We start from the raw sequence: 24627 nt of genomic DNA on the forward strand, positions 1-24627 counted from the left end.
CTTATTGCGCTGGGCGTGATGGGTTGGCCTTAGCACGTTATTGAGCATATCCATTTGACCTTACAATTCATGGTGGCTGGGATAATATTTAAATCGGCTTTAGGTTCTAAAAAGTCTGATCGTTATTAAAGTGACACAAAGCTAATTAAATCGGATAAAAGCAAAGGGACGCATTGGCGTCCCTTTGTTATGTTTAAACGGCTTAAATACTAAAGCTTAGGCTTAGCTTGCCGCTTTCATGCTCGCCAATACGCGATCTGCCGCTTCTAAGGTTAAGCGCATCTCTTCTTCGCCATGGGCCATTGACAGGAAGCCAGCTTCATAGGCACTTGGCGCTAAGTAAACACCTTCATCTAGCATGCCGTGGTAGAAAATACGGAACTGTTCGATATTGCATTGGGTCACTTGATCGAAACGAGTGATCTCGGGTTGTTCCGTGAAGAAGAAACCGAACATGCCACCAACATAGTTGATCGCCATTGGAATACCGTGCTTATCCGCAGCAGCTTTAAAGCCTTCTGCAATACGTTTGGTTTTCGCGCTCAGTGCTTCGTATAGACCTTCTTCACACAGGGCTTCCATTTGTGCCAGACCCGCTGACATCGCAATGGGGTTACCCGATAACGTACCCGCTTGGTAAACCGGACCCGTAGGGGCGATAAATTGCATCACATCTTTACGGCCACCGAAAGCCCCCACTGGCATACCGCCACCAATCACTTTACCGAGTGTGGTTAAGTCTGGTGTGACGCCGTAGTAACCTTGAGCGCCACTTAGTGATACGCGAAAACCTGTCATCACTTCATCGATAATCAACAGCGCGCCAAACTCATCACACATATCACGCAGGCCTTGAAGGAAACCTGGGACAGGTGGAATACAGTTCATGTTGCCAGCAACGGGCTCGATGATGATGCAAGAAATCTCAGTTGGATACTGCTCGAACAGGGTTCTAACTGAATCTAAATCGTTATACACAGCGGTTAAGGTATGCTTGGCAAAATCTTCAGGAATACCGGGTGAGCTAGGTTGACCTAACGTTAACGCGCCAGAACCGGCTTTCACTAACAGGCAATCTGCGTGGCCGTGGTAACAACCTTCAAATTTTAAGATCTTGTCACGACTGGTAAAACCGCGCGCTAAACGAATGGCGCTCATAGTGGCTTCAGTACCTGAGCTCACCATACGAACTTGCTCGATAGAAGGCACCATAGAGATGACTTTTTCGGCCATTTGCACTTCAAGCTCAGTTGGCGCACCAAAAGATAAGCCATTTTCCACCGCCGCTAATACTGCAGCACGGATTTTAGGGTGGTTGTGGCCGAGGATCATCGGGCCCCAAGAACCGACATAGTCGATATAAGCTTTGCCATCGGCATCGTAAATATAAGCGCCGTTAGCTTTTTCAATAAACAGGGGCGAACCGCCTACACCATTAAATGCACGAACCGGAGAGTTAACGCCGCCGGGGATGGTTTTTTTAGCCTGTTCAAATAGCGCTTCGGAACGGGTCATGTTTAGTCCTTAAAGTCTGTAGCCAATTAGCGATCGGCTTTACGTGAATACCAATTAACCGGACACTCATATTTTTCGAGTTGATTATCAACGCCGAGTGTCAATGCAAACAAAGCCATGCGAATTAACAGCCCATTATCCGCCTGTCTGAAGATAGCAAGATTGGGATGGCTATTTAAATCATTATCTAACTCATTGGCTTGCGCACGTGAATCCCTTGGAAGCGGATGCATAATGACAGTGTTAGATTTGCAATGCTGAGTGTAAATACTGCGATTTAAGCGGAACTTGCCGCGATACTTATTTGCTTCTTCCTGTGAAGGGAAGCGTTCTTCTTGAATGCGAGTGAGATACAAAATATCTGCTTGATCTAAATGGCCTTCAAGCTGGTCGGTTATTTTGATGCTATGGCCAGCATTTTCAATGTCGGAGATCACATAATCAGGCATCGCTAATTCAGCAGGTGAAATCAGTGTGAAACTGATGTTCTTATACATGCAGAGTAAGCGTGATAGTGAATGCACTGTGCGGCCAAATTTTAAGTCGCCGACCATTGCTATGTGCATGCCATCGATACCGCGGCCGGCACATTTGAGTTCTTTTTGGATAGTGTATAAATCGAGTAGAGCTTGGGTTGGATGTTCGTTCGAACCATCGCCACCGTTGATCACTGGGACGCGGCTGCCTTCGGCAAACTCTTTCACTGAATAAGAGTCTGGATGGCGCATTGCAATCACATCGGAATAAGTGGATAACACGCGCGCCGTATCGTACAGGGATTCACCCTTAGATAAAGACGATGACGCCATACCTGTGGTTTCACGCACATGGCCGCCAAGTAAGTTAAAGGCACAGCCAAAACTTACGCGGGTACGGGTACTGGGTTCGAAAAACAGGTTACCTAAAATGGCGCCATCGAGCACATTATTGCGCTTCTCTCGAAGTGCATAGGGCATCATGCGGCTAGCGACATTAAAAATAGTTTGGATTGAGTCAAGATCTAACTGGTTTACGGAGAGGATATGGGATCCTTCGAACTGATTCATCAGCCTGTTTTCCAATTTGCTAGGGGGCATTTTAAGCTGCGGTATCGCGCTTATCTGCCCTGATGTTATGTAGGGTGGCTGAGGCGCGATTGTAGCAGAAGCACAGGGGCAACGAAATAGCCACATTGCCACTGTGTTAGATTTTTGCGATGAAGCCCAAAGCTTTTAATCTGCCGCCTTAGGTTTGGCATCAAGGTTTGGCATCGATATTAGGTTTTGCATCACTATCAGATTTTAAATTGATATCAGGTTTTAAATTGATGTTATTAATTGGCATTAGGCTTGGCCTGAACGAATCTCCTGTTGTAGGTTCGACCAACTGATCACTCCAACCACATTGTCTGGTGTATCTTGATAGATAAACACCTCACCGCAGCGTTTGGGCGACAATAGTGAATAGACTTCATTGAGGGTGGTGCTGTCGCTTAGCCCTTGCATGGGATGGCGTGATAGCGTGGTACTGTCATCATAGGATTGCATTTCAAGACTAAGCATTTCGATAATGCCATCGGCATTGCGGACTAGCACAGGGCGACCTTCGGCGCGTTTTAGCACTTCGAGTAACAATTCATCGTTGTTATTGACGATAACAAAGCGTTTATCCATTAAGGCTCGTACGCCTTTTTTCTGCAGTGCTAAATTCACGGGGGCGACCTTATAACCTAGTCCCATAATTTCTAATTGCTTAAAGAAAATGGAGTCAGTCTTAAAACCCTGATAAGCAATTAAAAAAGCCGGAATTGTTACAAACATTGCCGGTAAAATAATGCTGGCGTCATTAGTCATTTCTAACAGGGCGACTAAGGCGGCCAGCGGCGCGCTTAAACACACGCCCATCATGGCTGTCATGCCGATCACAGTGTAAAGCCCTACATAAGGGGCGATGGACGGGAATAAGATAGCGCTGATCAGCGCCAAAATCGCCCCGAGCAGCGCGCCGATACCATAAAGTGGACCAATTAAACCGCCGGGAATACCTAAGCCAATCGCCGCAATAGTGGCGATGGTTTTGGCAAATAACAGGGCGATTAACAGCAACAGGCTTGGATGTTGGCTAATAGCTTCACTAATGGCGAGATCGCCCGTGCCAAGGGCTTGCGGCAACACGAGACCGATTAGGGTGGTGACACTACCCGCCAATAATAGTCGGTAAATCAGTGGCCAGTTTTGCCCCGTCGCGGTGACTTTTAAGAGTGAGTAATTAAACAGCGCCGCGGCGCAGCCTAATACCACGCCGCCGATGGCGAGAATAGGGTAATGGTCTAAGGGAATATGGATCACTTGAATACGGTCAAATTCGTGCACATTACCAAACACCAGTTGGCTTGAAACTGCGCCACAAATTGCTGATAGCATAATCGGGAAAAAGTAATGGATTTTGTATTCACGTACTATCACTTCGAGTACAAAAATCACCGCCGCCAAGGGCGCGTTAAAAGTGGCGGCAATCCCTGCTGCAATGCCACTGGCACACATGATGCGTACGCTATTATCGGGAAGATTGAATTTTTCAGCAAGAAAACTGGCGCTGACAGCACCCAGATGAATGGCTGGACCTTCACGGCCGACTGAGAAATTTGTGCCAAGGGCAAAGAGTGCTTGAAAAAATTGCCCAGCGGCGGATTGTAGGGGGATTTTACCATAATGCAGTTTAACTCTATGTAACACATAGGCTATTCCCATACGTTTGTAGCGTTTGGAGCCCAGCTTCGCCACTATCCAAATTAATATTGCGCCTAAAAGGGGTAACAGGGCTCGCCAGTCGGCGACGTTCCCCGTAAAATCCAGCGCCTGTATTTGGGTGTAATGATTAGCCCAAACGAGCAAGAGTCGAAACAGTAAGATCACACAGGATGCAAAAACAGCAAATAACAGTGCCAGTATGCACAGCTGTGCACTGATGCGGGCTTGAGATAAATGGTCACGTAGCTCATTGGTTAAATACTTTTTGGCTGTGACGATGGCATGTTGGATAGCGACTTTATTTATCGTTAATTGCACTACATTGGCCTGAGTTGTATTGTATCGAACTCGTTCTTGAGTTGATTGTATTTTATATAAGGGGCTGTTACCTAATGCCAAATTATCATCGTTGGCTAGATCGGCTGCAAGTGATGGATCTCAAGTATCGTCCATCTTCAGTATATTTATCGCTTTTAGTGTTAGTTTCTATTCTTTTTGGGGCTTGGATAAGTTTTCTGCTATTAAGCAGCGATGAGCCTGTTGTTAAGCATATCAGCAGCAAGACTCAACGCTTGACCGCTGAGTTAGAGGCACAGACCCAACTACTTGCAACCCGAAATTTAGAGCTGTCCGTCGAGCGAGAGGCTAATACCCAAATGCAAGAAATGTTTGGCCAGCAAATGAAAAAGCAAAAAGAATTGGAGCATGAGCTGGCATTTTACCGCAGCATTATGACACCGGATGATAATGCTGAAGGTGTTGCTATTCACGGACTTGAAATGACGCGGGGCGCTTTGGCCGATGAATATCATCTCAAGTTGGTGTTGACTCAGTTGCAAAAGCGTAAGCAAGCTATTCAAGGTCGAACTGAATTGACGCTCATTGGTGTGCAAGATGGCAAATCTGTTAGTTTGAGTGTGAACAAACTCACGGGTTCTAAGTTGGAATTTGATTTTCGTTATTTTCAAGTCATAGATACCAAGGTCACTGTTCCTGCTGGCTTTAATTTACAACAAGTGAAAGTCAAAGTGCTGGTGCCTTCGAGCCGCTGGACTAAGAATTCGCAGACCGAACATGTCTATAGTGCCCCTGAGTTATTACAGGGTGAAAAAGAACCACGGGTAATACTTGAACAAAACAGTCAGGTAAAGGATAATTTGCCCCAGAAAACTGATGTAAGAGGTAGTAATGACTGATCAAGCTGATACAGCAATGCCAATCCAATTTACCGATGCGGCAGCCGCTAAGGTGAAAGGTTTGCTGGAAGAAGAGCAAAATCCTGCACTTAAGCTACGAGTCTATGTGACTGGTGGTGGTTGTTCTGGATTTCAGTACGGCTTTACCTTTGATGAAAAGGTCAATGACGGCGATTTTACGATAGAAAAACAAGGCGTTCTCTTGGTTGTCGATCCTATGAGCCTACAATATTTAGTCGGTGGTGAAGTGGATTACACTTCAGGACTGGAAGGTTCTCGCTTCTTCGTGAAAAACCCTAACGCAACCACGACCTGTGGCTGTGGTGCCAGTTTCTCTGTGTAAAAAAGTTTTTCTGTTTAATGATGACTAACTTTGCATCTTTTTAGGCGTGGAGTGAGATCAAAAAAGCCGTCACAATGACGGCTTTTTGTTGGGCTAAATTTATTTTCTACAAGAGCTTAGCTCATGATATTCAGGTTAAGCTTAGGCTTAAACCATGCCTTTACCTTTTTATCAAAGGCTATCCAAACTTGCAGTAATGACAAGACGATCAAAGCGATAAAAATCACATAGTCAGGCAGTTTTCCCTGCCATTCACCTAGATACACTGTCGTTGGACCTACCACTAAGTTGCCCGGATCGTACATGATCACTGGCAGCATGCTAATCAATCCAAGCTGCACGACTGTGTAGCCGCGCAGCATGATAAGCCCTGCTTTTTGCCGACCGATAATGGCAATCACCATCAGGAGGGTTAGCAGACAAAATAACACCCCTTGTTTAGCGATTAAGCCACTCACTGACGCAACAACATACACTAGCAATAGTGCAATGAGTCGTTTCGGAAAGTGCTGACTAAGGGCTGTACTTGCCTCTGGTGTCGGTATCGCCGATTTTTGCTCGCTCATAGGCATTCTCGTTTAGCGATAGCGATTAGTGGCTTTGCTTAGGCGCTAATCTTTGATCTAACTCATAAGGCGGGATTACCACACCTAAATCATCTAATACTGGGAATACGGCGACAAAGAGGTCGTCATCTTCCATGCCTGGCACCCATCTTTCGTGAAATTCGTCGAGTGGAATCGCTAACGTTTGGCAATCACTCCATTCATCCACAGCCCAAGAATCAGCGGCTTCTTCGGTTGGCCACATTGGGATGCAATCTTCTTCTTCAGTGGTTAACATCACGCAACCGTCTTGATCTTGTAATGTCCAAAGTATTTTGTGTTCTTTAACTTGTTCAACGAGGTAATCGTAACGGGCTTCTGGCGTCATTGCTGCTGTCTCAGCGAGGTTTTTAACAGTCTTGCTCATGAAAAATATCTCTTTTGCTTGGATAGGGCGAAGCCTGTTGTGTCTCTAATGTAAAAACCTAGGGCACAGCAAAATTCGCCAGTTGGCTAAATGGTAACATTAGAGCGGGATTAGAAAAAGAACAACAGCGCCAAGAGAGCGCTGTTGTGTTAGATCTTCGGCTTTTATTCTGCCGCGCGGAAGTAGCGATAGATAAAGCCCGCCAAAATGGCGCCGACAATCGGTGCTACCCAGAACAACCAGAGCTGTGATACCGCCCAGTCACCGACAAACAGTGCAGGGCCTGTGCTACGCGCTGGGTTCACCGAAGTATTGGACACAGGAATACTAATAAGGTGAATTAAGGTTAAACCTAACCCTATGGCAATTGGGGCAAATCCCTTAGGAGCTCGCTCATCGGTGGCACCTAAAATAATAATCAAGAAGAACAGTGTCATAACGATTTCACAAATCATCACCGACAGCATGCTATAGCCACCCGGTGAGTGCTCACCAAAACCGTTAGAGGCAAATCCGCCCGCGAGTGAAAATCCCTCTTGTCCTGAAGCGATGAGATACAAGATGCCAGCGCCAACAATTCCACCCGCGACTTGGGCTACGATATAGGGCAATAATTCTGCTGCCGGAAAACGTCCCCCAGCCCAAAGGCCGAATGACACTGCAGGGTTGAGATGACAACCTGAAATATGGCCAATCGCAAAGGCCATGGTTAATACGGTTAATCCAAAAGCTAAAGCGACGCCGAGTAAGCCTATGCCTACTTCTGGAAATGCGGCGGCGAGTACAGCACTACCACACCCTCCAAGGACTAACCACAAGGTGCCGAGAAATTCTGCCGCCATTTTTTGTGACATGTTCATTGTTTGATTTCCTATTTAGTCGATTTATGTTTGTGTGGCTTTTGACGCCATTACATAAACCCTTGTTTATCTCGCTGGTTAAGTTTAGCTAGATAAATAACCATTCCCTTAATTGAAGTTTTGCACGCCCAGATTGTTCATGCCAAAGCTGGCCATCACAATCAGAGTGTTGTGTTTTTACTGCTTAGTTAACAATCACTTTAGTTCGTTTACATGGCACAACTGTGATCAAGCATAGATGGCTTTTTATATTGTGCATTTTTGATAATGCTTTATAGGGACAATTTGCTCCGTTTTTAGGGGAGGCTTCAAGCTTATCCTCTTACTCGCTTGGGGTTTCGTTGTGAAAAGGCGTTTATTTTTGAGTTAGGCACTATCAGTTTCTAAGCATTTCATAATCGATTTATTGTCTTTTTATTCTTTAATTATTTGAAAATAAAAGAATAGATATTTAATAGATATAAAACGGGGAAATAAACGAGGGTCATTTCGTTGCTGCTCTTCACTAAGCAAAGTAAAAGAACAAGGTTGCTTAAATGTTAATCATGTGTTTGCGGTGTTGCTAACCCATGGTTAATCCAAAAACCTAGGAGATGAAAATCGCAGGCTAAGGCATTGGGCTAATTTAAGTAACCGCTCTACATAACAACAAAAATGGTTTGCGATGTCTAAAAGTGAAGGTGGGAAGGATGAAGAAGAAACTATTGACCTTAGCAATACAAGTATCGATGTTTGGTATTGTTCCTTCGGTAGCTTGGGCTGCCGATCCTATAGAAGTGAATACAGTTAACGAAAATGCAGCTCGAGTTGAGGTTGAAGGCGCGGATAAGAACGACGGTATAGAAAAAGTCACCGTAACGGGTTCGCGTATTAAGCGAGATAGTTTTTCCTTAAGTACGCCTTTACAGGGCCTTGACGCAAAGGATATTGCAGATAGTGGTATCGGCTCATTGGCGGATATTTTAGTTGATCAAATTCCGGCATTGGCTGAAGGGGTTAGCAGCACCAATAGCCAATCGAGTGTGCAAAATACCGGCTTATCAACCATTGATCTACGGAACTTAGGCACAGATCGTACCTTAACGCTTATTGATGGTCGTCGTGTTGTTTCTAACAGTTACAGTGGCAACTATGTCAGTTTAAGCACTATTCCTGCGGCCATGGTCGATAAGGTCGAAATCATCACCGGTGGTGCGTCAGCTGTGTATGGTTCGGATGCGATTGCAGGTGTGGTCAATATTATCACCCAGCAAAACAAGACTGGGTTTGAGATTAATGCCCGTGGTGGTGAAACGACTGAAGGTGGTGGCCGTGAAACCACAGTAGATGTGGGTTATGGAGCTGATTTCAATAGTGATAAGGGTTATATTTACGCAAGTGCCACCTATGACAAACAGCATGGATTATTCGCCACTGACAGGGAACGAGCCCTGTATGAGTCGAGCTTTGCTTACGATGAAAAGCAAATGTGTAACACCATGAATACCGTTGATGGCTATCAATGTATGCGGGATATTACGCGGGACGATTGGCGTGAGCGCAGCAATGACATCGTCGGCGGCCGCTTTAAGTCGAATGCTTGGTGGTACGATGGTACAGAACTTAAAACTGACTTTAAAGAGGAGCGTGATGGTTATAACGGCTATACCACTGGTCTGCTAAAGGTACCTGAGGATACTTTAGCCGCAGCGGTCAAAATGAACTATGACCTTAGTGAAGATGTGCGCGCCAATGTACAAGTACAATTCAGCCGTAATACCGCGTTTCGCCGTACCGACGCAGAAGGTCAAGACTATAACGATGCTGAGCTGTATATTGATCCAATCACTGGGTTACCAGGGATGATTGATGCGGGTAGTATTTTAGCCAATAACCCTTATATACCAGCTGAAATTGCAGCGACAGGAGGGGGTAAGAGTATTACCTGGGATCGTCGTTTCGAAGAAGTTGGGCCTGTTGAAAGTGATAACGAGCGTACCACGCTTCGTACTTGGGCGGGTTTACAGGGGGATTTGTTTGAAACTTGGACTTGGGATGCGTCAGTAGGTTACGGTCAGTTCGAGCAGCGTCAACGTCGTAGCAATGAGATCAGCATTCGTCGTTTAAGAAATGCTTTGAATGCTGTATATGCCGCTGATGGTGTCACTATTCAATGTGCCAGTGAAGCAGCCAGAGCTGAAGGCTGTGTGCCCGTCAATATTTTTGGTGAAGGCTCTATCAGCAAGGAAGGGGCTGACTATATTCGCTCTAATCCCTATATCAATACCGATATAACTCAATTCAATGCGTTAGGGTATATTTCTGGCGAGTTGTTTGAGCTACCCGCAGGTGGTGTGCAATCGGCATTCGGGATGGAGTATCGCCGTGATACTCAAGCTGTCGATACCGATAAGGCGATGCGTGGCGATGCGATTACCTTTAACGATGTTCCTCCCTTTGAAGGTGATGTTACAGTATGGGAAGCCTTTGGTGAGGCGAATCTGCCACTGTTAAGGGATATGGATTTCGCCAATAAGCTTGATGTGGATGTGTCCTTGCGTCTTGCGGATTACAGTCAGAAAAACATTGATTTAATGTCGAGCTACCGTACAGGCATACTGTGGGAACCCATTGCAAACTATGCTTTACGTGCCAACTACTCTCGTTCACAACGTGCGCCGAATATCACTGAGCTTATCTCTCCACCCCGTGGTGATTACGACAGTATTCGCGATATTTGTAATGGTGTGACGGCAACCTCAACAGGCGCTGGACATGATAGTTGTCGTCTTGATCCTGGGATTGCTGCTGCCATTGCGAGTACTGGCACCTTTAAGGCGGAAACGGGCTCTAAGTATTCTCCTAACGCAGGTAATGAAAACCTGACCGAAGAAACGGCGGATACCTACACCTTAGGCTTTACCATGGCGCCAACCTTCCTTGAAGGCTTTAATCTGGCGGTTGATTACTACGATATCAAAGTCGCTGATGCTATTGGTTCATTAAGTAACGAGGATATTCTGGCTGAGTGTTATAACTCGAGTAATCCCTATGGAGCCGATAATGAGTACTGTCAGGCTATCACGCGCGATACCGAGGGCCAAATCACCCAGATTATTCAGCAGGAACTGAACCTGAATGACATAGTTACTCGTGGTATCGACTTCGCAATGGCCTACGAGTGGGAACTGGCTGATTACGGTGAACTGAGCTTAAACACTAACTGGACCCATGTGTTGGAATACAGCTCAAGTTACTACGGTGCTGATGGTATAGTGGAAGAGGATTATGTTGGTGAGCTTGCCAGTGGGATTTTTGAAGACAGAGGCACGCTTTCATTAACTTGGAGTAACGATGATTGGCGTGTGCGTTGGAGCGCGAAGTATAAGAGCGCTATGGTCGATAGTCACTACAGAGTCGAAGAATGGAACACCCTGCAAGCACTGAACCAAACTAAACTCGATGCCGGTGATTTAAGCGCTGTTGCGAATCCTGAAACACCAGCCTTCCTGTTCTATGGCTCGTATATCACCCATGATTTGTCAGTGTCTTATACGATGGACGTGAGTCAGGCTGAATTACGTTTATACGGCGGTTTACGCAATATTTTCGACAATCAAGGTCCTTGGGTAGCTGATGGTGGCGACTTAATTGAAACTGGTAATGGTAACTACAGCAGTGCCTACGGCGGTGGTGTAGGGCGTTATGCCTACCTAGGTGCAGAGCTTAAGTTTTAAAGGTCAGTTAACTTAAGTTGGTTAAACCGCATGTGGCTCCCTGCATGCGGTTTTTTTATTGGCAATTAAATGGCTTAAGCAAGAAAGGAACTGTTGTTGGCTATGGTTCCTTCAGATAGTTAAGCGGTTTTAACGGGAAGTTTACGCAAAAGTTTTAGCTAAGCGAGTTCGGCTGGTCAGTTAAGTTGGGGCTGGGGGCAAAATGGTGTAGGTTCAACAATACACTTTAAGTTAATGTTTTTACAGGCTCGATGGTATGAACTGATATTCCCCTTAGCGGCGAGTATATATGCCGCCGCAAAGGGTATCGTTGGGAGTCATCTTGGCAAGCGTTAAGCATTAAGTGCTAATGCCGATTGCGATGTTCAACTTATCGTTTAATCAGCAGAGCTGAGTGACGATTAGTTGGGGTGTAAATTTGTCTTTAAGAATTGGCTTTGTTCCCATAAAAGATGTTCTAGGGATTCCTTGGCCGTATAACTGTGTCCTTCAAGTGGTAAGATAACTAACCTTGCTTTGCCCCCCAATCCTTGAATCGCATCAAACAGACGCTCAGATTGCAGCGGGAAAGTGCCCGAGTTTTGATCCATTTCGCCATGAATCAACAGCAAAGGCGATTTGATCTTATCCGCATAATTAAATGGCGACATTTGTTGGTAAATATCATTGGCTTGCCAGTAGGTGCGTTCTTCATTTTGAAAACCAAATGGTGTTAGGCTGCGATTATAAGCTCCGCTACGGGCGATACCTGCATAGAATAAATCAGTATGCGCCAGTAAGTTGGCGACCATAAAGGCACCGTAGGAATGTCCACCTACGGCGATTTGCTTTCGATCAGCAATACCTAAATCGACTAAGGTATCGATAGCGGCTTGTGCGTTGGCCGTCAATTGCTCCCGAAAACTGTCATTGGGCTCTTTATCCCCTTGAGCAATGATAGGCATTGAGACTTTATCAAACACCGCAAACCCTTCAGCGACCAAAGGTATTGGGCCCCTTGGACTGATGGTGGGATATTGATTGGCGCTAAAGCTAATTTGGCCGGCAATGTCGGGATCATTAAATTCCCGCGGGTAAGCCCACATCAATACGGGTAAGGTTCCTTGTTCCTTGGTGTAATTGGCGGGTAGGTACAGCGTCCCTGAAAGAGGTACACCATCTGCTCTTTTGAAGGTTATAAGTTGCTTTTGCATCCCTTGATAAGCATTCAGTCCGTCGGCTTGTTGGTAAAGTACGCTTTCTTTGGTGCCATTGAGTAACACAAGGCTAGGTGACTGTGTTGGGCTTTCACGGTTGATGATGAGTTGCAAAGGCTCAGTATTTAATACGTAACGAACTGATTCTAAATGGCTTGGTGCAGATTGCCAAAGCAGTGACGACTCCCCCGTTACGAGTGACGTGCTCTTTAAGAAAGGCTTATCGCCCTGGGGAGATGCGCCTTGGCCGTAGTGGAGTAGCCTAGAGGTTTGCGCTTGTTGCTGTAGGCGTACCACCTGGCCTTTTCCTTCGGAATAGTATCTTGGTAATGACCCCAGTTCTTGGTATTTATCACGTAGATTGCGTTCGTTTAAGGTGAGCGGCGAGCTCTCTCCAGCGCGAATGTTGAGGCTACTGTGCCGAAGTTTTTGTGCTTTACTGTTACGCTCAGTGATTAGGGCTAAGTGGTTTTCCGCCCAGTCAATATCTGTAATCCTCCATTGGGTTTGTGCAACGCGCGTGGCTTTTTGAGTAAAGGGCGCATCGAGTAGCCAAAGGCTATCACGTAGTGGCACATCTTGCTGGCTATCTCCCTGATCTAATGCCTCTGTAAACGCTAACGTGGCTGCTTGACCTTGGACCCAATGCATCATACGCGGGCCAGGTAAGACGGAATCTTTACCCTGTGGTCGAGATTCCCCTCCTTGGCTCTGGTGCAACCGTGTAATCAGTTGGCCGTTAAGGTTATAAGCCTCTGTTAAGGTAGGAAAATCATTATACTTTACGCGGGTTGAAAAGGGCGGGGTGATTTGGCGACTTAACATATACTGCCCATCGGGTGACACTGAGAAATCTTCAATAATCCCCGGCGCTGCGATTTTTGTGAGGTTGCCTTTTAAATCCACTAGTGCAAGTTGGCTGGTGGTGAGCTGGCTAAATAGCTGCTTATCCGCTGGGGTTTTTAGTAAATCTTGATAGGTGCGCTGCGGACTATTTTTGCCTGAGGTTTCCTTGGTTTTCGGGCTGATGGAGGCTTGGGGCTCACTTGCGCCGATGTTTTGTGCGATTACAAAGCGAGCAAGCAGGGTTTTATTATTAGCCCATTGGTAATCAAGACTAATGGTGCCGTTTAGACGCTCATCTGACAGGCGCTGATGGCGATCTTGAGCGATATTATAAACACATAAATAGCCGCCCTCTGGCGTTAAACTTACGTAAGACAGATAGCGGCTATCGGGAGAAAACTTAAGCTCAGTAATATCATATCCACCTGGCAAGGTGATGACGCGTTGCCGGTTATCTTTGATATTGATAAGCGTGAGCTGATGATAACGCTGGGTAATACGGCTCGGTAAAAATTGCTCTGCTGCGATACGTAGCCCCGCCAGTTTGTGCTCTGGCATAGCAAGGGTAGCAATGCTAGGGGCCGAAATGGGACTGAGCAATGCCAGCCATTGGTTATCGTTTGAGAGTCGAGTCGTGAGGCTGGTACTGTGGGTAATGGTTTGCTGCAATGCTGGGGAAGGTTTTTGGTAGTCCTGCGCTAAGGTTTTTGGCGTAAAAATAGGGCAGAGCATCATCCAGATGCAAATCAAGGCTAAACGAAGCATATATGGGTTCCTACAAAGGGCATATCCCCTGCTACATAAATGATCGGCAGGAGTAAGGCTTTGACTCTTATGTTTTTATTGGTCATGCAGTTGTAATCAATCTGTTGCTTAGTCGCAATCTTTCCTGGCTCGATTCTATATTGTTTAAATCTCTTTTTTAGATTTTTAACAAGCTAATATTTTGAATTTTAAATAATTACTTTAAATCATTAGATTGCCAACCTTGTTAAGTCTTAGGTAGTATTTAGCGACATGATGTACTCATTGCCGTAACCATAAAATGAATAACAAGGGTGTGAGAAAATATGAAGGATAAGAGTAAGTTGAGTTTTTGTTTGGGGCGTTGTCGAATTGCTCCTTCTGATAACTCAATTTCATTTCAAACGTCGGGCGATGAACTTCACCAAAACGAATTCGCTAAAGTCTCGCTTCAACTCAAGTTTATTGAAGTTCTTAGCTATCTTGCCCTTCGTTATCCTGATGTGGTTACCCGCGATGAGCTGATTGATAAAGTATGGGAGGGCAACGTCTACGTGGGAACTAAGGCGCTCACCAACGCGATTTGGCATTTACGGCAGCAATTATCCCCCTTCGCTCAGGAAAGCGGCGTGATTGAAACCGTGCGTAAAACCGGATATCGATTGTTATTGCCGCCTATTTACGACACCTTTGATGACGGTGAAGAGCAACGACAAACTACCGAGGCTAAATTGCTGCATACGACTCAGCGTATGCGCTTGATGGCGATGCTAATGGGAGCCGTTATTTTAGTCTCAGGCGTATTTATTAGTGTACATTTGTACCAAGATAAACAGAGGATGACGGATACTCAACTTACCGTGCTCACCCGAGACCCTGGGTCTGAACGTTACCCCCGACTATCTCACGATAGACGTTGGCTAATATATGGAGCGAGTCGACCTGGAGCCACCTCTAGCCTTTATCTTAAAGATTTTAAACGTGAAAATATTCCCGCTCGCCAGTTAACGCCTTCAACGTCCTCTGAGCTGCGCGCAGTTTGGAGCCTAGATGATACGGCATTATTTTTTGCATCCCGCAGTCATGCCACAGGAAAGTGCACCATCACTCAGCTGATTTTAGCGACCAATGAGATGTTGGCTTTAGCACCCTGTAGTTCGGATATGACAGCGATAGATATTTCACCCGACGGTCAATATCTTACTTATATCTCTGCCCATGAGTCAGATAAGATTGGCGGAATTTATCGTTTATCTCTTAAATCAAACGAAGCTACAGCAGAACGATTATCCTGCGATGCCCCCTGTAACTATGAAGATCGGGATTTAGCGTACAGCCCCGATGGACGCTGGCTGGCGATAGCAAGGCGCTTTAGCAATATCTCGGAAGATATTTTTATTAGGGACTTAGCTAGTGCCCATGAAAAACGCCTCACACAAGGGTTAGAAGATATTCGTGGTTTAAGCTGGACACTCGACAGTCAGGTGTTAGTCTTCGCGACAGAAGATTCTGGCAGCCGCAATGGCTTTACCATTGATATTGACACTGCGCGTATTCGCCCACTTGATGTGGAAGGAATGAGTTATCCCAGTAGCGTGTCTGAAGAGGGAGAGCTGGTTTATCACCAATATCGTCGCCAATTCCAGATGGCCTATTTTTCCCTCGGCGATACTGTACCGGGGAGCTTGTTTCCACTGCTGTATTCCAGCATCAGCCACCGTAATCCAGATTACTCTCCCGAGGCGAAACGGATAGTGTTTGTCTCTAGCGAGACAGGCTATAACGAGATTTGGACGTCAGACATCAACGGTAAAAAACTTGAGCAACATACTCAGCTTAAATCACGAGTTGCCTATCCACGCTGGTCACCCGATGGTTCTAAAATCGCATTTATTGCTCCAGATGATCGAAATGAAGGCAATCGAATTTTTATTTTAGATTTAACCAATAAAAACATTACCGCGTTAGCCTCGAGTTATCACAACCATGGTCGTCCAAGCTGGAATTGGCAGGGGACTGCTGTGTTCGCCTCAACCTCTGATGGTATTACGGAGTTTTACTTAGACAATCGTGCACCTAGGGTGATTAGTTCATTGAGTATGGGGGTGGGGTTTGCAAAATCGGCCACCGAATTGGTCTTTAGCCGTGATGGTGAGAATGGACTGTGGCAGATTAATTTAGCGCATCCCGAGCACGTTGAGCAGTTAATATCAACCAAAGCGTTTCGCGCGGGTAATAACTGGGTGCTTACGGCAAGCGGGGTTTATTTTAAATCGAGTAATGGTAACGAGCAGTTATTGAATTATTGGGAGGCGAACAGTCAACAGGTGACACCACTCCTGAGGGTACCACGTTCGAGCTTAAGCGGTTTTGGCTCCATGACGTATATTCCGGAGGCAAACCGCTTAGTGATGACGCTCGATGGATTCCCACAGCGTGATATCATCTTACTTAAACACAAGTTACTTAAATAACGTGCGTTCTGTGATTACTTAGCGCTAAATCGTCCGCCGAGTACGGCTTCGCGGGAGGCGCCTGTTACTGCAGGGAGATTAGCGGGTAAACCTAAGTGATTGCGCATGGCGAGCCAGGCAAAGGCGATGCCTTCTGCCCACTTAGGATCTACGCCAAGGGCCGAGGTAGTATCCAGCTTATAACCTGGTAATAAGGCTGCAAGACGTTGCATCAGTTGGCCGTTGAACGCGCCACCACCACAGACGAATAATTCCCCTTCATTGGATAGTTTAATAATGTCTTGGGCTATGCTGTGGCAGGTTAAATCCAATAAAGTTGATTGAATATCTTCTTCCTCTAAATGATTAAAGGGCGATAATTGCTGCTCTAACCAAGCTTGGTTAAACAGTTCGCGACCAGTGCTTTTAGGGTAAGCAAGGGAAAAATACGGATGCGAAAGCAGCTGAGTTAATAAGCTTTGATCAGTTTTTCCGGATGCAGCCCATTCGCCATTTTTATCGAAGGGCTCACTTTTAACCTGTTGCATCCAGGCATCAATTAAGGTGTTGCCTGGTCCTGTATCAAAGCCTAAGACTTCTTCGCTATTGCCCGGCAGATAGGTGATATTGGCAATACCACCAATATTGAGGATGACACGTTTTTTACCGACTTGGGCAAAGGTTTGCTGGTGGAATGCGGGTACTAAGGGCGCGCCTTGGCCACCAAGGGCAATATCTTTGCGACGAAAATCGGCAATGACATCTATGCCTGTTTCGGTCGCAATAGTATTAGGATCGCCTATTTGTAAGGTAAAACCCACTTCGAGGTTTGGCATATGGCGCACAGTTTGACCATGGCTACCAATGGCGATGACATCTTCTTTCGCAATAGCACATTTAGCCATCAGATTATTGACTGCTAAGGCAAACAGCTGACCCACATTTCGATCTAAACGGCCGAGGCGGTTAATTTCATCTGAGCTGGGTAAGCACAGGCGCTGTAGACCTTTGAGCAAATGGCTCGGAATAGCTTCGGTATGGTTGGCGATAAGTTGCGGCTGCGCGCCTGAAAAGTCGACCAATACCGCATCGACACCGTCCATGCTGGTGCCTGACATCAGTCCAATATAATAAGCGTTTTTCATTGGGAGGAATCCATCCGTCGTTATTGCATTGCCAATTGCGTTTGCTTGTTTTGCGAAAGTGTAGTCATCAATTGCTTGCTAAGTGCATCGAATTGATTTTTTTCTTTTCTCGCAATTGATTCGGATTTCGGTAGCGTAATCGTTCTCGGGTTGCGGTGTACGCCATTGACGATAAATTCGTAATGTAAATGAGCCCCTGTGACACGGCCTGTTTTACCTAAAGTACCAATAATTTGTCCTTGCTTAACGTTGGCGCCTTTGCTGACATTACGTTTTGTGAGGTGTAGATATTTGGTGGTATAGGTATCGTTATGTTTGATAAACACATAGTTACCGTTGAATTGATTATAACCAGACTCAATAACGCGTCCACTACCCGCAGCTTTAATGGGCGTGCCAATGGCTGCGACATAGTCTACACCGCGATGGGCTTTGACTTGGCCTGTCACTGGGTGCAAACGTCTTGGATTAAAGTTGGAGCTGACATACTTAAAATCGACCGGTGAGCGCAGGAAGGCTTTACGCATGCTAGTGCCATTTTCGGAATAATAGTTACCGTCGGTATAGCGAATGGCAGTATAGCGCTCATCTTGGTTAACAAATTCTGCAGCTAAGATATTGCCATTACGCAAAAATTCACCATCGGCATATTCTTGCTCGTAAATAATGGCGAAGCTGTCGCCTTCGCGTAAGTCTAAGGCAAAGTCGATATCCCAGCCGAATACGGTCGATAATTGTAATATCTGGTTGGCAGACATGCCTGCATCCACTGCGGCATTCCAGAAATTGCTCTTAATTTTGGCACTGGTGAAATGGTTGCGAATTTCCACATCCTTTTCGGAGATTTTTTCGTTGTATTGCTCTTGGCTTTTAGTGATGACTAGCGTGGAAATAGCATCGACCCGATAACGTACTTCAGTCAAATTACCGTTTGCATCCTTTGAAATCACAATTTCTTCGCCCGGCATTATCTTAAGTAAGTTTTGCTTGGCTAAAGGCAACTGGGTGATTTCATAAACGTCTTTGCTGGTTAAGCCAGCGCGGTCAAATACCGCGGCTAAAGTATCACCATTTTTGACGTTAAAATGTTCGACATCTCTGTGGAGAGCGCTTTCGTGGGATCCTGCGGCTTGATTATTAGCTCCAGCTGCAGCGAGCGCATCGGGTGAGGATAACGGTTCAGCCGTTGTCGGAGCATTATCTGTTTGACCTTCTAGTAACTCAGGGCGTTCAGGCGAGCGAAAAGCTAAGGGCACATCATAACGGGTGTTGATTTGAGCTTGGTCATCAATGCTAGTGGTTTGTCTTGAAGCTTGCGCTTCTTCAGAAGGTAGAAGCATGGTTATCATTGTGATAACTGAAAGAATGCTAAGGAGAATTTGATGCTTTTTAGGCAACAATTTAAATAACGTTATAACCTTTCCCATTGACGCCGATACCAATAACCAGAGACTTAAATAATCCCGTTAGTGTACACACTTTCAATTGTGGTGGCTAACAAGTAACATAAGTCTCTTCATTTTATGATCATGGCCTTAGGAGTCCCTGCCGAGATGGCTGATTTAGACCAAGTATTAGCAGAAATTAGACGTGGTACCGATGAGATTTTACTCGAAGCGGATCTGCTGGAAAAACTCAAAGAAGGACGTCCACTCCGTATTAAGTTAGGCGCTGACCCTACCGCTCCGGATATCCATCTTGGACACACAGTAATCTTAAATAAATTAAGATTATTCCAAGAGTTAGGTCATGAAGTCATTTTTTTGATTGGTGACTTTACTGGTATGGTGGGGGACCCAAGTGGTAAAAATAGTACACGTCCGCCGCTCACCCGTGAACAAGTTTTAGCAAACGCAGAAACCTATAAAGAACAGGTTTACAAGATCCTCGATCCTGCTAAGACTCGTATCGAATTCAACTCAAGCTGGTTAGAGCCATTAGGCGCCGCAGGTATGATCCGTCTCGCGTCTAAGCAAACTGTGGCTCGTATGATGGAGCGCGATGACTTTAAGAAGCGTTATGCCTCGGGTCAGTCGATTGCGATTCATGAGTTTATGTATCCTTTACTTCAGGGCTATGACTCAGTTGCGCTGCAGGCCGATGTTGAGCTGGGTGGTACAGATCAAAAGTTCAACCTGTTAATGGGCCGTGAACTGCAAAAAGCCGAAGGCCAAAAGCCACAAGCTGTGATCATGATGCCGCTGCTCGAAGGTTTAGACGGCGTGAAGAAAATGTCTAAATCGGCGCATAACTATATTGGCGTGAGCGAACCTGCCAATGAAATGTTTGGCAAGCTGATGTCAATTTCGGACGACTTGATGTGGCGCTACTTTGAGCTGTTATCATTCCGCCCATTGGCTGAAATTGAACAGTTTAAGCAAGACGTGGCGAATGGGTCTAACCCACGTGACACTAAAATCGCCTTAGCTAAGGAAATTATCACACGTTTCCATGATGCAGCGTCTGCCGAAAGTGCGCATCAAGCCTTTGTCGATCGTTCTAAGGGCATGATCCCCGATGATATCGAAGAAATTGAGTTAGCTGCCGGTGAAGGTATTGCGATTGCCAATCTGTTGAAAGACGCGGACTTAGTGTCATCGACTTCAGAAGCGATGCGGATGATCAAGCAAGGCGCGGTGAAGATGGACGGCGAAAAGCTAGAAGATAGCCGTATGACTTTGTTCGCGGGTACTGTTGCTGTATTCCAAGTCGGTAAACGTAAGTTTGCCAAAGTGACTTTGGTATAGTGACGTTGGTTTAGTTAGGTTTACGCTACAGTAAGTTTAAACGAACAAAAAGAGCGCCTTAGGGCGCTCTTTGTTTTTGAATCTTTTCATAAAACAAGATTAAGGCGCTGTGTTGGCCTCATGCTCGGCGATATTACATCTGTCGGTGCCAAAGTGTTGCCCACCACTGCATTTCCATGCCAATTGGGCCGAACTTACCTGCCAAAGTTTAGCGTTTTGTTTCAGTGAGATAATCAACAGCATCTGTGGATGCTGCTTGGAAAGCTCGCTCACTTGATAGGTTAAAATGCCGTCTTTATTGGTTTGAGTTCGCACTAAGGTAAATTTGTTGCCTGCATATTGGCTGCTGATTTTATTGGGATCTTCCGACCAAGGCTGATGTTGCGCCTGAGCGGCACGTAGTTGTTGATTAAAATGGCTTACAGGCTGAACGGCGTAGGAAACGATAATGGGCTGTAAGGCCTGTGCTTTGGGGGCCAGTATTAAGCCATTAAGGGCGAGTAGGGCTATCAATCCAAAAAACTTCATACAAACCTCATTGAAACGAAACGGCTCAGTCAATTTTTCAAAGGTGAAATACGCAGTGGTATTGACTCATTGTTAGTTTCGACTCGTTTTTAGGGATCAAGTTTCAAAGACGGATAAATTTTGTGACTACTGCATCGCTAATTGGTCTGACATGGTCTGGTAATCGATTAGGTCGACATGTTCCGTTACTCTGCGATTGAGCATGTCGATCTTAAGGCTTGTTACACCAGGTATCGCAACATCGATGATTTTCCCCGGTTTGCCAAATTGTTCACCTGGACCCTTGAAATGATAGTTACCTATCATCACTACTAAAGAGCCTGCGTTATACATATGTTCTATGTTGAAGTTGTACTCGAGCACGCCCTCGTGGGCGCGCTCAAGGAAGTCGATGATGAAGCGGCCGCCAGTGTATTTACGGTTGGCGGTTTTGTCGAAGAAGACGCTTTCGCGGTTATAGAATTTTCGCAGTGTCTTATAGTCGTGTTCAGTCAGCGCATTCATATATTTTACGGCTAACTGCTGTTCTTGTGGCATTTCACCTGAGTTGGCTTGCGCCGCTGCAGGATTGAGGGCTGGAACAAAAATGAGGCACAAAATAAAACACAATATTCGCAAACTATTCCCTCTTGGTCTTGAGATCAAAGGCCGGTAATGAAAGATGCCACTTGATGGCACTTAAGCGGATTAACAGGGCACTGGCCATCGCCAGAAACAGCGCCATTTTTTCGCCCATACCGTAGGCTAAGCTCACGGTATAGCCGATACCACCTATGATCGAAGCTGTGGCATAGACTTCTGTGCGTAAGACCATAGGAACTTGTCTACACAGTAAGTCTCGAATAATGCCTCCTCCCACGCCAGTGATCAAGCCCATTACCACGGCAATCATCCCACTCAAGCCCATATTGAGGGCCTTTTCAGCACCTATCACGGTAAAGAGGGCCAATCCAAAGGCATCTGCGACGGGTAAAATATACTCTGGTACCTTACGAGGGCGACGGACTAATAGCAAACAGACGAGCACGGTCGCGAGGATCACTATGATGTAATTCGGGTCGCGGATCCAGAACACTGGCGTTGCACCAATTAAGGCATCACGAATACTGCCACCACCGACAGCGGTAACCGAGGCGAGCACGATAACGCCAAAGGGGTCCATTCTATGGCGTCCAGCGGCAAGTGCGCCGGATAATGCAAATACAGCGGTACCCCATAAATCAAAAAAGTAGATCCACTGGCTCATTTACTCATCTCTTTGATATGGATATTTAATGCGTCAACAGAGATGCGGATTTCAATCACAGATAAAATCAGTGAATAGAGCAAGAGCAGTAGGCTAGCGCCAAAAATCACTGAGCCGGTTTTATTAAAGCCGATATAGATAAAAATCATACACAGTACGCATAGGGCAAAGCTTGACACGCCTGCTTCCTGCATTCGACGAATGATAGTAATACGCTGGCTCAGGTTCTTAATTTGATCTTTATGTACGGGTTTTTCACCATTGCTTAAATTTCGGATTAATGCGGCTAAGGCAAAAAAACGATTGGTATAAGCTAATAATAACAATGAGATAGCAGGAAATAACAACGCAGGTGTTGTTAATGAAACATGCATGTTTTCGAGCAAGATGGTCAGCCTTTAACTTCACGTTGAGATAATGCGGCATCATATCACAGGCTTTGTAACCAACGTAAACTTGCCCATAACAAGGGCAGTATAATGATAAAGCTAAACCAGATAGCACAGGCACGTGAGGTCAGCTTAATTGCAGGCGTGATGTCATCACAGGTTGGCTGCGGACCGTAGCACAATTTATCCACATTGATACGTACGCCAGCAAACTTTTGTGGTCCACCGAGCTCGATTCTCAAAATACTGGCCACGAGATTCACACTGAGAACATAACCTCGAATAGCGTGATGATTTTTAGGGGCTCTAAAAAGTTTTGCAAACGCCTTAGGCCCGCCTTGAATGGCGAGCGACAGGCTCCACAACCAAGCCGGAATCGCCAGCAAGATAATCGATACACCATTCACAGTACTGCAGAAATGTTGATACTTTGGTTGAATGGGCGGCCAGCTCAATTCGAGTTGTTTGAGCATTCGCACAGCTAGCACTAGCGGTGCTCCAGCAATAGCGAAAAAGAAAATGGTCGATGCTGTGCCGTAAATAGGCGCTGTGGCGAGTTTTTCTATGGTGGCTTTGGCTAGGCCGATTTCCGACAAACTATCGGTATCGCGCACTACCCAAGGCTGTAAAAGCTTTTTTGCGCTGGCATTGTCTCCACGTTTTAAGGCTTTAGCGATTTCATCGGCGACTTGGCTAAACCCTGCATCGGTTAAGCATAGATAAAGCACCAAAAATTCGAAAAACCATGGAAAGGCGGCCAGTTCGAGCAAAAAGGTGATAATGGCCCAAAACGGAAACAGTAACAGCATCATAGCTAAAAAGCCTGCTGTGGCTTGTTGGCTTGGAGATCGTTCAGGGCGATTCACTTTGGCTGCGAGTTGCTTGGCTAAATGGCTAAACCAAATAAGCGGCTGCATTTCCCGTGGTAATGGCGCTAACCGCGCCAATAACAAAGCAAAAAAAAGTACCAAAAAGCCTTCAAACAAAGCGCCATCTATCTCGACAAGTTGTTGATAAAAAGAGGTGTGCATTCGGTACTTTCCACTTAAGTGATTATTTTATTGCGCTAGGATTCAGTTGCTCAAGCAGCAACATCACCATCAGAGCCGAGTGATAACCCGCTTTGACAATATAAGAGTCGAAATCCACTGGCGAGTCATTGTTGGCGTTATCCGATAAAGAGCGGATCACCACAAATGGCACTCCAAACTGATGACAAACTTGAGCGATTGCCGCGCCTTCCATCTCACAGGCAGCCATAGTCGGGAAGTTTTTGAGCATGGCTTGGGTGCGAACAGGATCGCAAATAAAGCTATCGCCAGTACAAATCAAACCTTCAATCGCTTTGACTTCACCCAGTTGAGCAATCGCTTTGTTGGCAGCTTCAACTAAATGTGCGGCAGGAATAAACGCGGCAGGTTGCTGTGCCATTTGGCCAATTTCATAACCAAAGGCGGTGACATCCACATCGTGGTGACGCACTTCGGAAGAAATTACGATATCGCCAATGGCCAGCGAATCGACGAAACCACCGGCTGAACCTGTGTTGATCACCGCATCCGGCGCATATTTTTCGATGAGTAGCGTGGTCGCAATACTTGCGGCGACTTTACCTATACCAGAGCGAGTCACGACTACATCTTTACCCGCGAGAGTACCAGCAATAAATTCAATACCAGCAATGGTTTGCGATGTTGCGTTTGTCATTGCGGCGATCAGGTGAGCGACTTCTGGCTCCATTGCGCCAATAATTCCAATTTTCATGGGAGACCTTTTTGATTCAACACTTAAAGAGTGGGACACGGGAATGCTGGCTAATATAGCACACAGTTTTATGCAGTCGTTATGGCGAGATTGGGATTGCTTGATAATCGCGGGGTAAAACGCGGGAGGGTTAACGGAAAAGTGCGCTCCTAAGATGCGCGCTTTATCTATCTATTTTATCCATCAACCGATTGCGATAAGCCACAAGCAAATGGCTGAACTCGTTTGCACGAGTCCA

At 45.8% G+C, this 24627-nt stretch carries 20 protein-coding genes; 5 read left to right on the forward strand and 15 right to left on the reverse strand.

Annotated features, from left to right (window positions below):
* Positions 1 to 222: 222 nt before the first annotated feature.
* The 3 genes from hemL to L5M38_RS01250 all read right to left on the reverse strand — a co-directional run bounded on the left by hemL (position 223) and on the right by L5M38_RS01250 (position 4562).
* Positions 223 to 1515, reverse strand: coding sequence for a glutamate-1-semialdehyde 2,1-aminomutase (gene hemL / locus L5M38_RS01240; RefSeq protein ID WP_263165603.1), 1293 nt, complete (start codon positions 1513 to 1515; stop codon positions 223 to 225).
* A 26-nt stretch (positions 1516 to 1541) separates the two neighbouring features.
* Positions 1542 to 2561, reverse strand: a complete 1020-nt coding sequence (locus L5M38_RS01245; RefSeq protein WP_105249881.1) for an aspartate carbamoyltransferase — start codon at positions 2559 to 2561, stop codon at positions 1542 to 1544.
* 276 nt (positions 2562 to 2837) lie between these two features.
* On the reverse strand, positions 2838 to 4562 hold the full coding sequence (locus tag L5M38_RS01250; RefSeq protein WP_263178097.1) for a chloride channel protein: 1725 nt from the start codon (positions 4560 to 4562) through the stop codon (positions 2838 to 2840).
* 74 nt (positions 4563 to 4636) lie between these two features.
* Here L5M38_RS01250 and L5M38_RS01255 point away from each other — a divergent pair, with 74 nt between their 5' ends.
* Positions 4637 to 5440, forward strand: a complete 804-nt coding sequence (locus L5M38_RS01255) for a DUF6776 family protein (RefSeq protein WP_168823458.1) — start codon at positions 4637 to 4639, stop codon at positions 5438 to 5440.
* The gene (gene erpA, locus L5M38_RS01260) at positions 5433 to 5783 is read left to right on the forward strand and encodes an iron-sulfur cluster insertion protein ErpA (protein ID WP_006080742.1); all 351 of its coding nucleotides are present in this window, start codon (positions 5433 to 5435) and stop codon (positions 5781 to 5783) included. The genes L5M38_RS01255 and erpA overlap by 8 nt, the downstream gene beginning before the upstream one ends.
* Positions 5784 to 5899: 116 nt before the next feature.
* On the opposite strand, the gene L5M38_RS01265 is transcribed toward erpA, so the two are convergent.
* The 3 genes from L5M38_RS01265 to aqpZ form a co-directional block, all read right to left on the reverse strand.
* A complete protein-coding gene (locus L5M38_RS01265; RefSeq protein ID WP_168823456.1) occupies positions 5900 to 6349 on the reverse strand; it encodes a hypothetical protein in 450 nt (149 codons plus the stop codon).
* A gap of 25 nt (positions 6350 to 6374) precedes the next feature.
* The gene (locus L5M38_RS01270) at positions 6375 to 6755 is read right to left on the reverse strand and encodes a DUF2750 domain-containing protein (protein WP_028760853.1); all 381 of its coding nucleotides are present in this window, start codon (positions 6753 to 6755) and stop codon (positions 6375 to 6377) included.
* Positions 6756 to 6919: 164 nt separating this feature from the next.
* Entirely contained in the window at positions 6920 to 7615 is a 696-nt protein-coding gene (gene aqpZ, locus L5M38_RS01275) for an aquaporin Z (RefSeq protein WP_212599971.1), read from the reverse strand.
* A gap of 689 nt (positions 7616 to 8304) precedes the next feature.
* On the opposite strand from aqpZ, the gene L5M38_RS01280 reads away from it, so the two are divergent.
* Positions 8305 to 11331, forward strand: coding sequence for a TonB-dependent receptor domain-containing protein (locus tag L5M38_RS01280; RefSeq protein ID WP_263178098.1), 3027 nt, complete (start codon positions 8305 to 8307; stop codon positions 11329 to 11331).
* A gap of 401 nt (positions 11332 to 11732) precedes the next feature.
* On the opposite strand, the gene L5M38_RS01285 is transcribed toward L5M38_RS01280, so the two are convergent.
* Positions 11733 to 14138 carry a prolyl oligopeptidase family serine peptidase gene (locus L5M38_RS01285; protein WP_263178099.1) on the reverse strand — a complete coding sequence of 802 codons (2406 nt, stop codon included), beginning with the start codon at positions 14136 to 14138 and terminating at the stop codon, positions 11733 to 11735.
* Between the two features lie 305 nt (positions 14139 to 14443).
* Here L5M38_RS01285 and L5M38_RS01290 point away from each other — a divergent pair, with 305 nt between their 5' ends.
* Complete coding sequence (locus L5M38_RS01290) at positions 14444 to 16591, forward strand: winged helix-turn-helix domain-containing protein (RefSeq protein WP_263178102.1); 2148 nt, start codon at positions 14444 to 14446, stop codon at positions 16589 to 16591.
* 14 nt (positions 16592 to 16605) lie between these two features.
* On the opposite strand, the gene L5M38_RS01295 is transcribed toward L5M38_RS01290, so the two are convergent.
* Entirely contained in the window at positions 16606 to 17715 is a 1110-nt protein-coding gene (locus L5M38_RS01295) for an anhydro-N-acetylmuramic acid kinase (RefSeq protein WP_263178103.1), read from the reverse strand.
* 20 nt (positions 17716 to 17735) lie between these two features.
* Entirely contained in the window at positions 17736 to 19142 is a 1407-nt protein-coding gene (locus L5M38_RS01300; RefSeq protein ID WP_113940678.1) for a peptidoglycan DD-metalloendopeptidase family protein, read from the reverse strand.
* Positions 19143 to 19268: 126 nt separating this feature from the next.
* On the opposite strand from L5M38_RS01300, the gene tyrS reads away from it, so the two are divergent.
* Positions 19269 to 20462, forward strand: coding sequence for a tyrosine--tRNA ligase (gene tyrS, locus L5M38_RS01305; RefSeq protein ID WP_028760849.1), 1194 nt, complete (start codon positions 19269 to 19271; stop codon positions 20460 to 20462).
* 99 nt (positions 20463 to 20561) lie between these two features.
* Here the strand turns inward: tyrS and L5M38_RS01310 are convergent, their stop codons facing one another.
* The 6 genes from L5M38_RS01310 to L5M38_RS01335 all read right to left on the reverse strand — a co-directional run bounded on the left by L5M38_RS01310 (position 20562) and on the right by L5M38_RS01335 (position 24389).
* Entirely contained in the window at positions 20562 to 20990 is a 429-nt protein-coding gene (locus L5M38_RS01310) for a hypothetical protein (RefSeq protein WP_263178105.1), read from the reverse strand.
* 126 nt (positions 20991 to 21116) lie between these two features.
* On the reverse strand, positions 21117 to 21608 hold the full coding sequence (locus L5M38_RS01315; RefSeq protein ID WP_028760847.1) for a nuclear transport factor 2 family protein: 492 nt from the start codon (positions 21606 to 21608) through the stop codon (positions 21117 to 21119).
* Position 21609: 1 nt separating this feature from the next.
* On the reverse strand, positions 21610 to 22236 hold the full coding sequence (locus L5M38_RS01320) for a trimeric intracellular cation channel family protein (RefSeq protein ID WP_105249873.1): 627 nt from the start codon (positions 22234 to 22236) through the stop codon (positions 21610 to 21612).
* Positions 22233 to 22610, reverse strand: a complete 378-nt coding sequence (locus L5M38_RS01325; RefSeq protein WP_012088590.1) for a DUF2721 domain-containing protein — start codon at positions 22608 to 22610, stop codon at positions 22233 to 22235. Before L5M38_RS01325 ends, L5M38_RS01320 begins: the two co-directional genes overlap by 4 nt.
* Before the next feature lie 56 nt (positions 22611 to 22666).
* Positions 22667 to 23656 (reverse strand): cobalamin biosynthesis protein, encoded by a 990-nt coding sequence (locus tag L5M38_RS01330; protein WP_212599976.1) that lies wholly within the window; start codon positions 23654 to 23656, stop codon positions 22667 to 22669.
* Between the two features lie 22 nt (positions 23657 to 23678).
* Entirely contained in the window at positions 23679 to 24389 is a 711-nt protein-coding gene (locus L5M38_RS01335) for a 5'-methylthioadenosine/adenosylhomocysteine nucleosidase (protein ID WP_173246143.1), read from the reverse strand.
* Positions 24390 to 24627: the final 238 nt, after the last annotated feature.

It is taken from the genome of Shewanella sp. SM101 (assembly GCF_025654465.1).
GTDB lineage: Bacteria > Pseudomonadota > Gammaproteobacteria > Enterobacterales > Shewanellaceae > Shewanella > Shewanella oncorhynchi.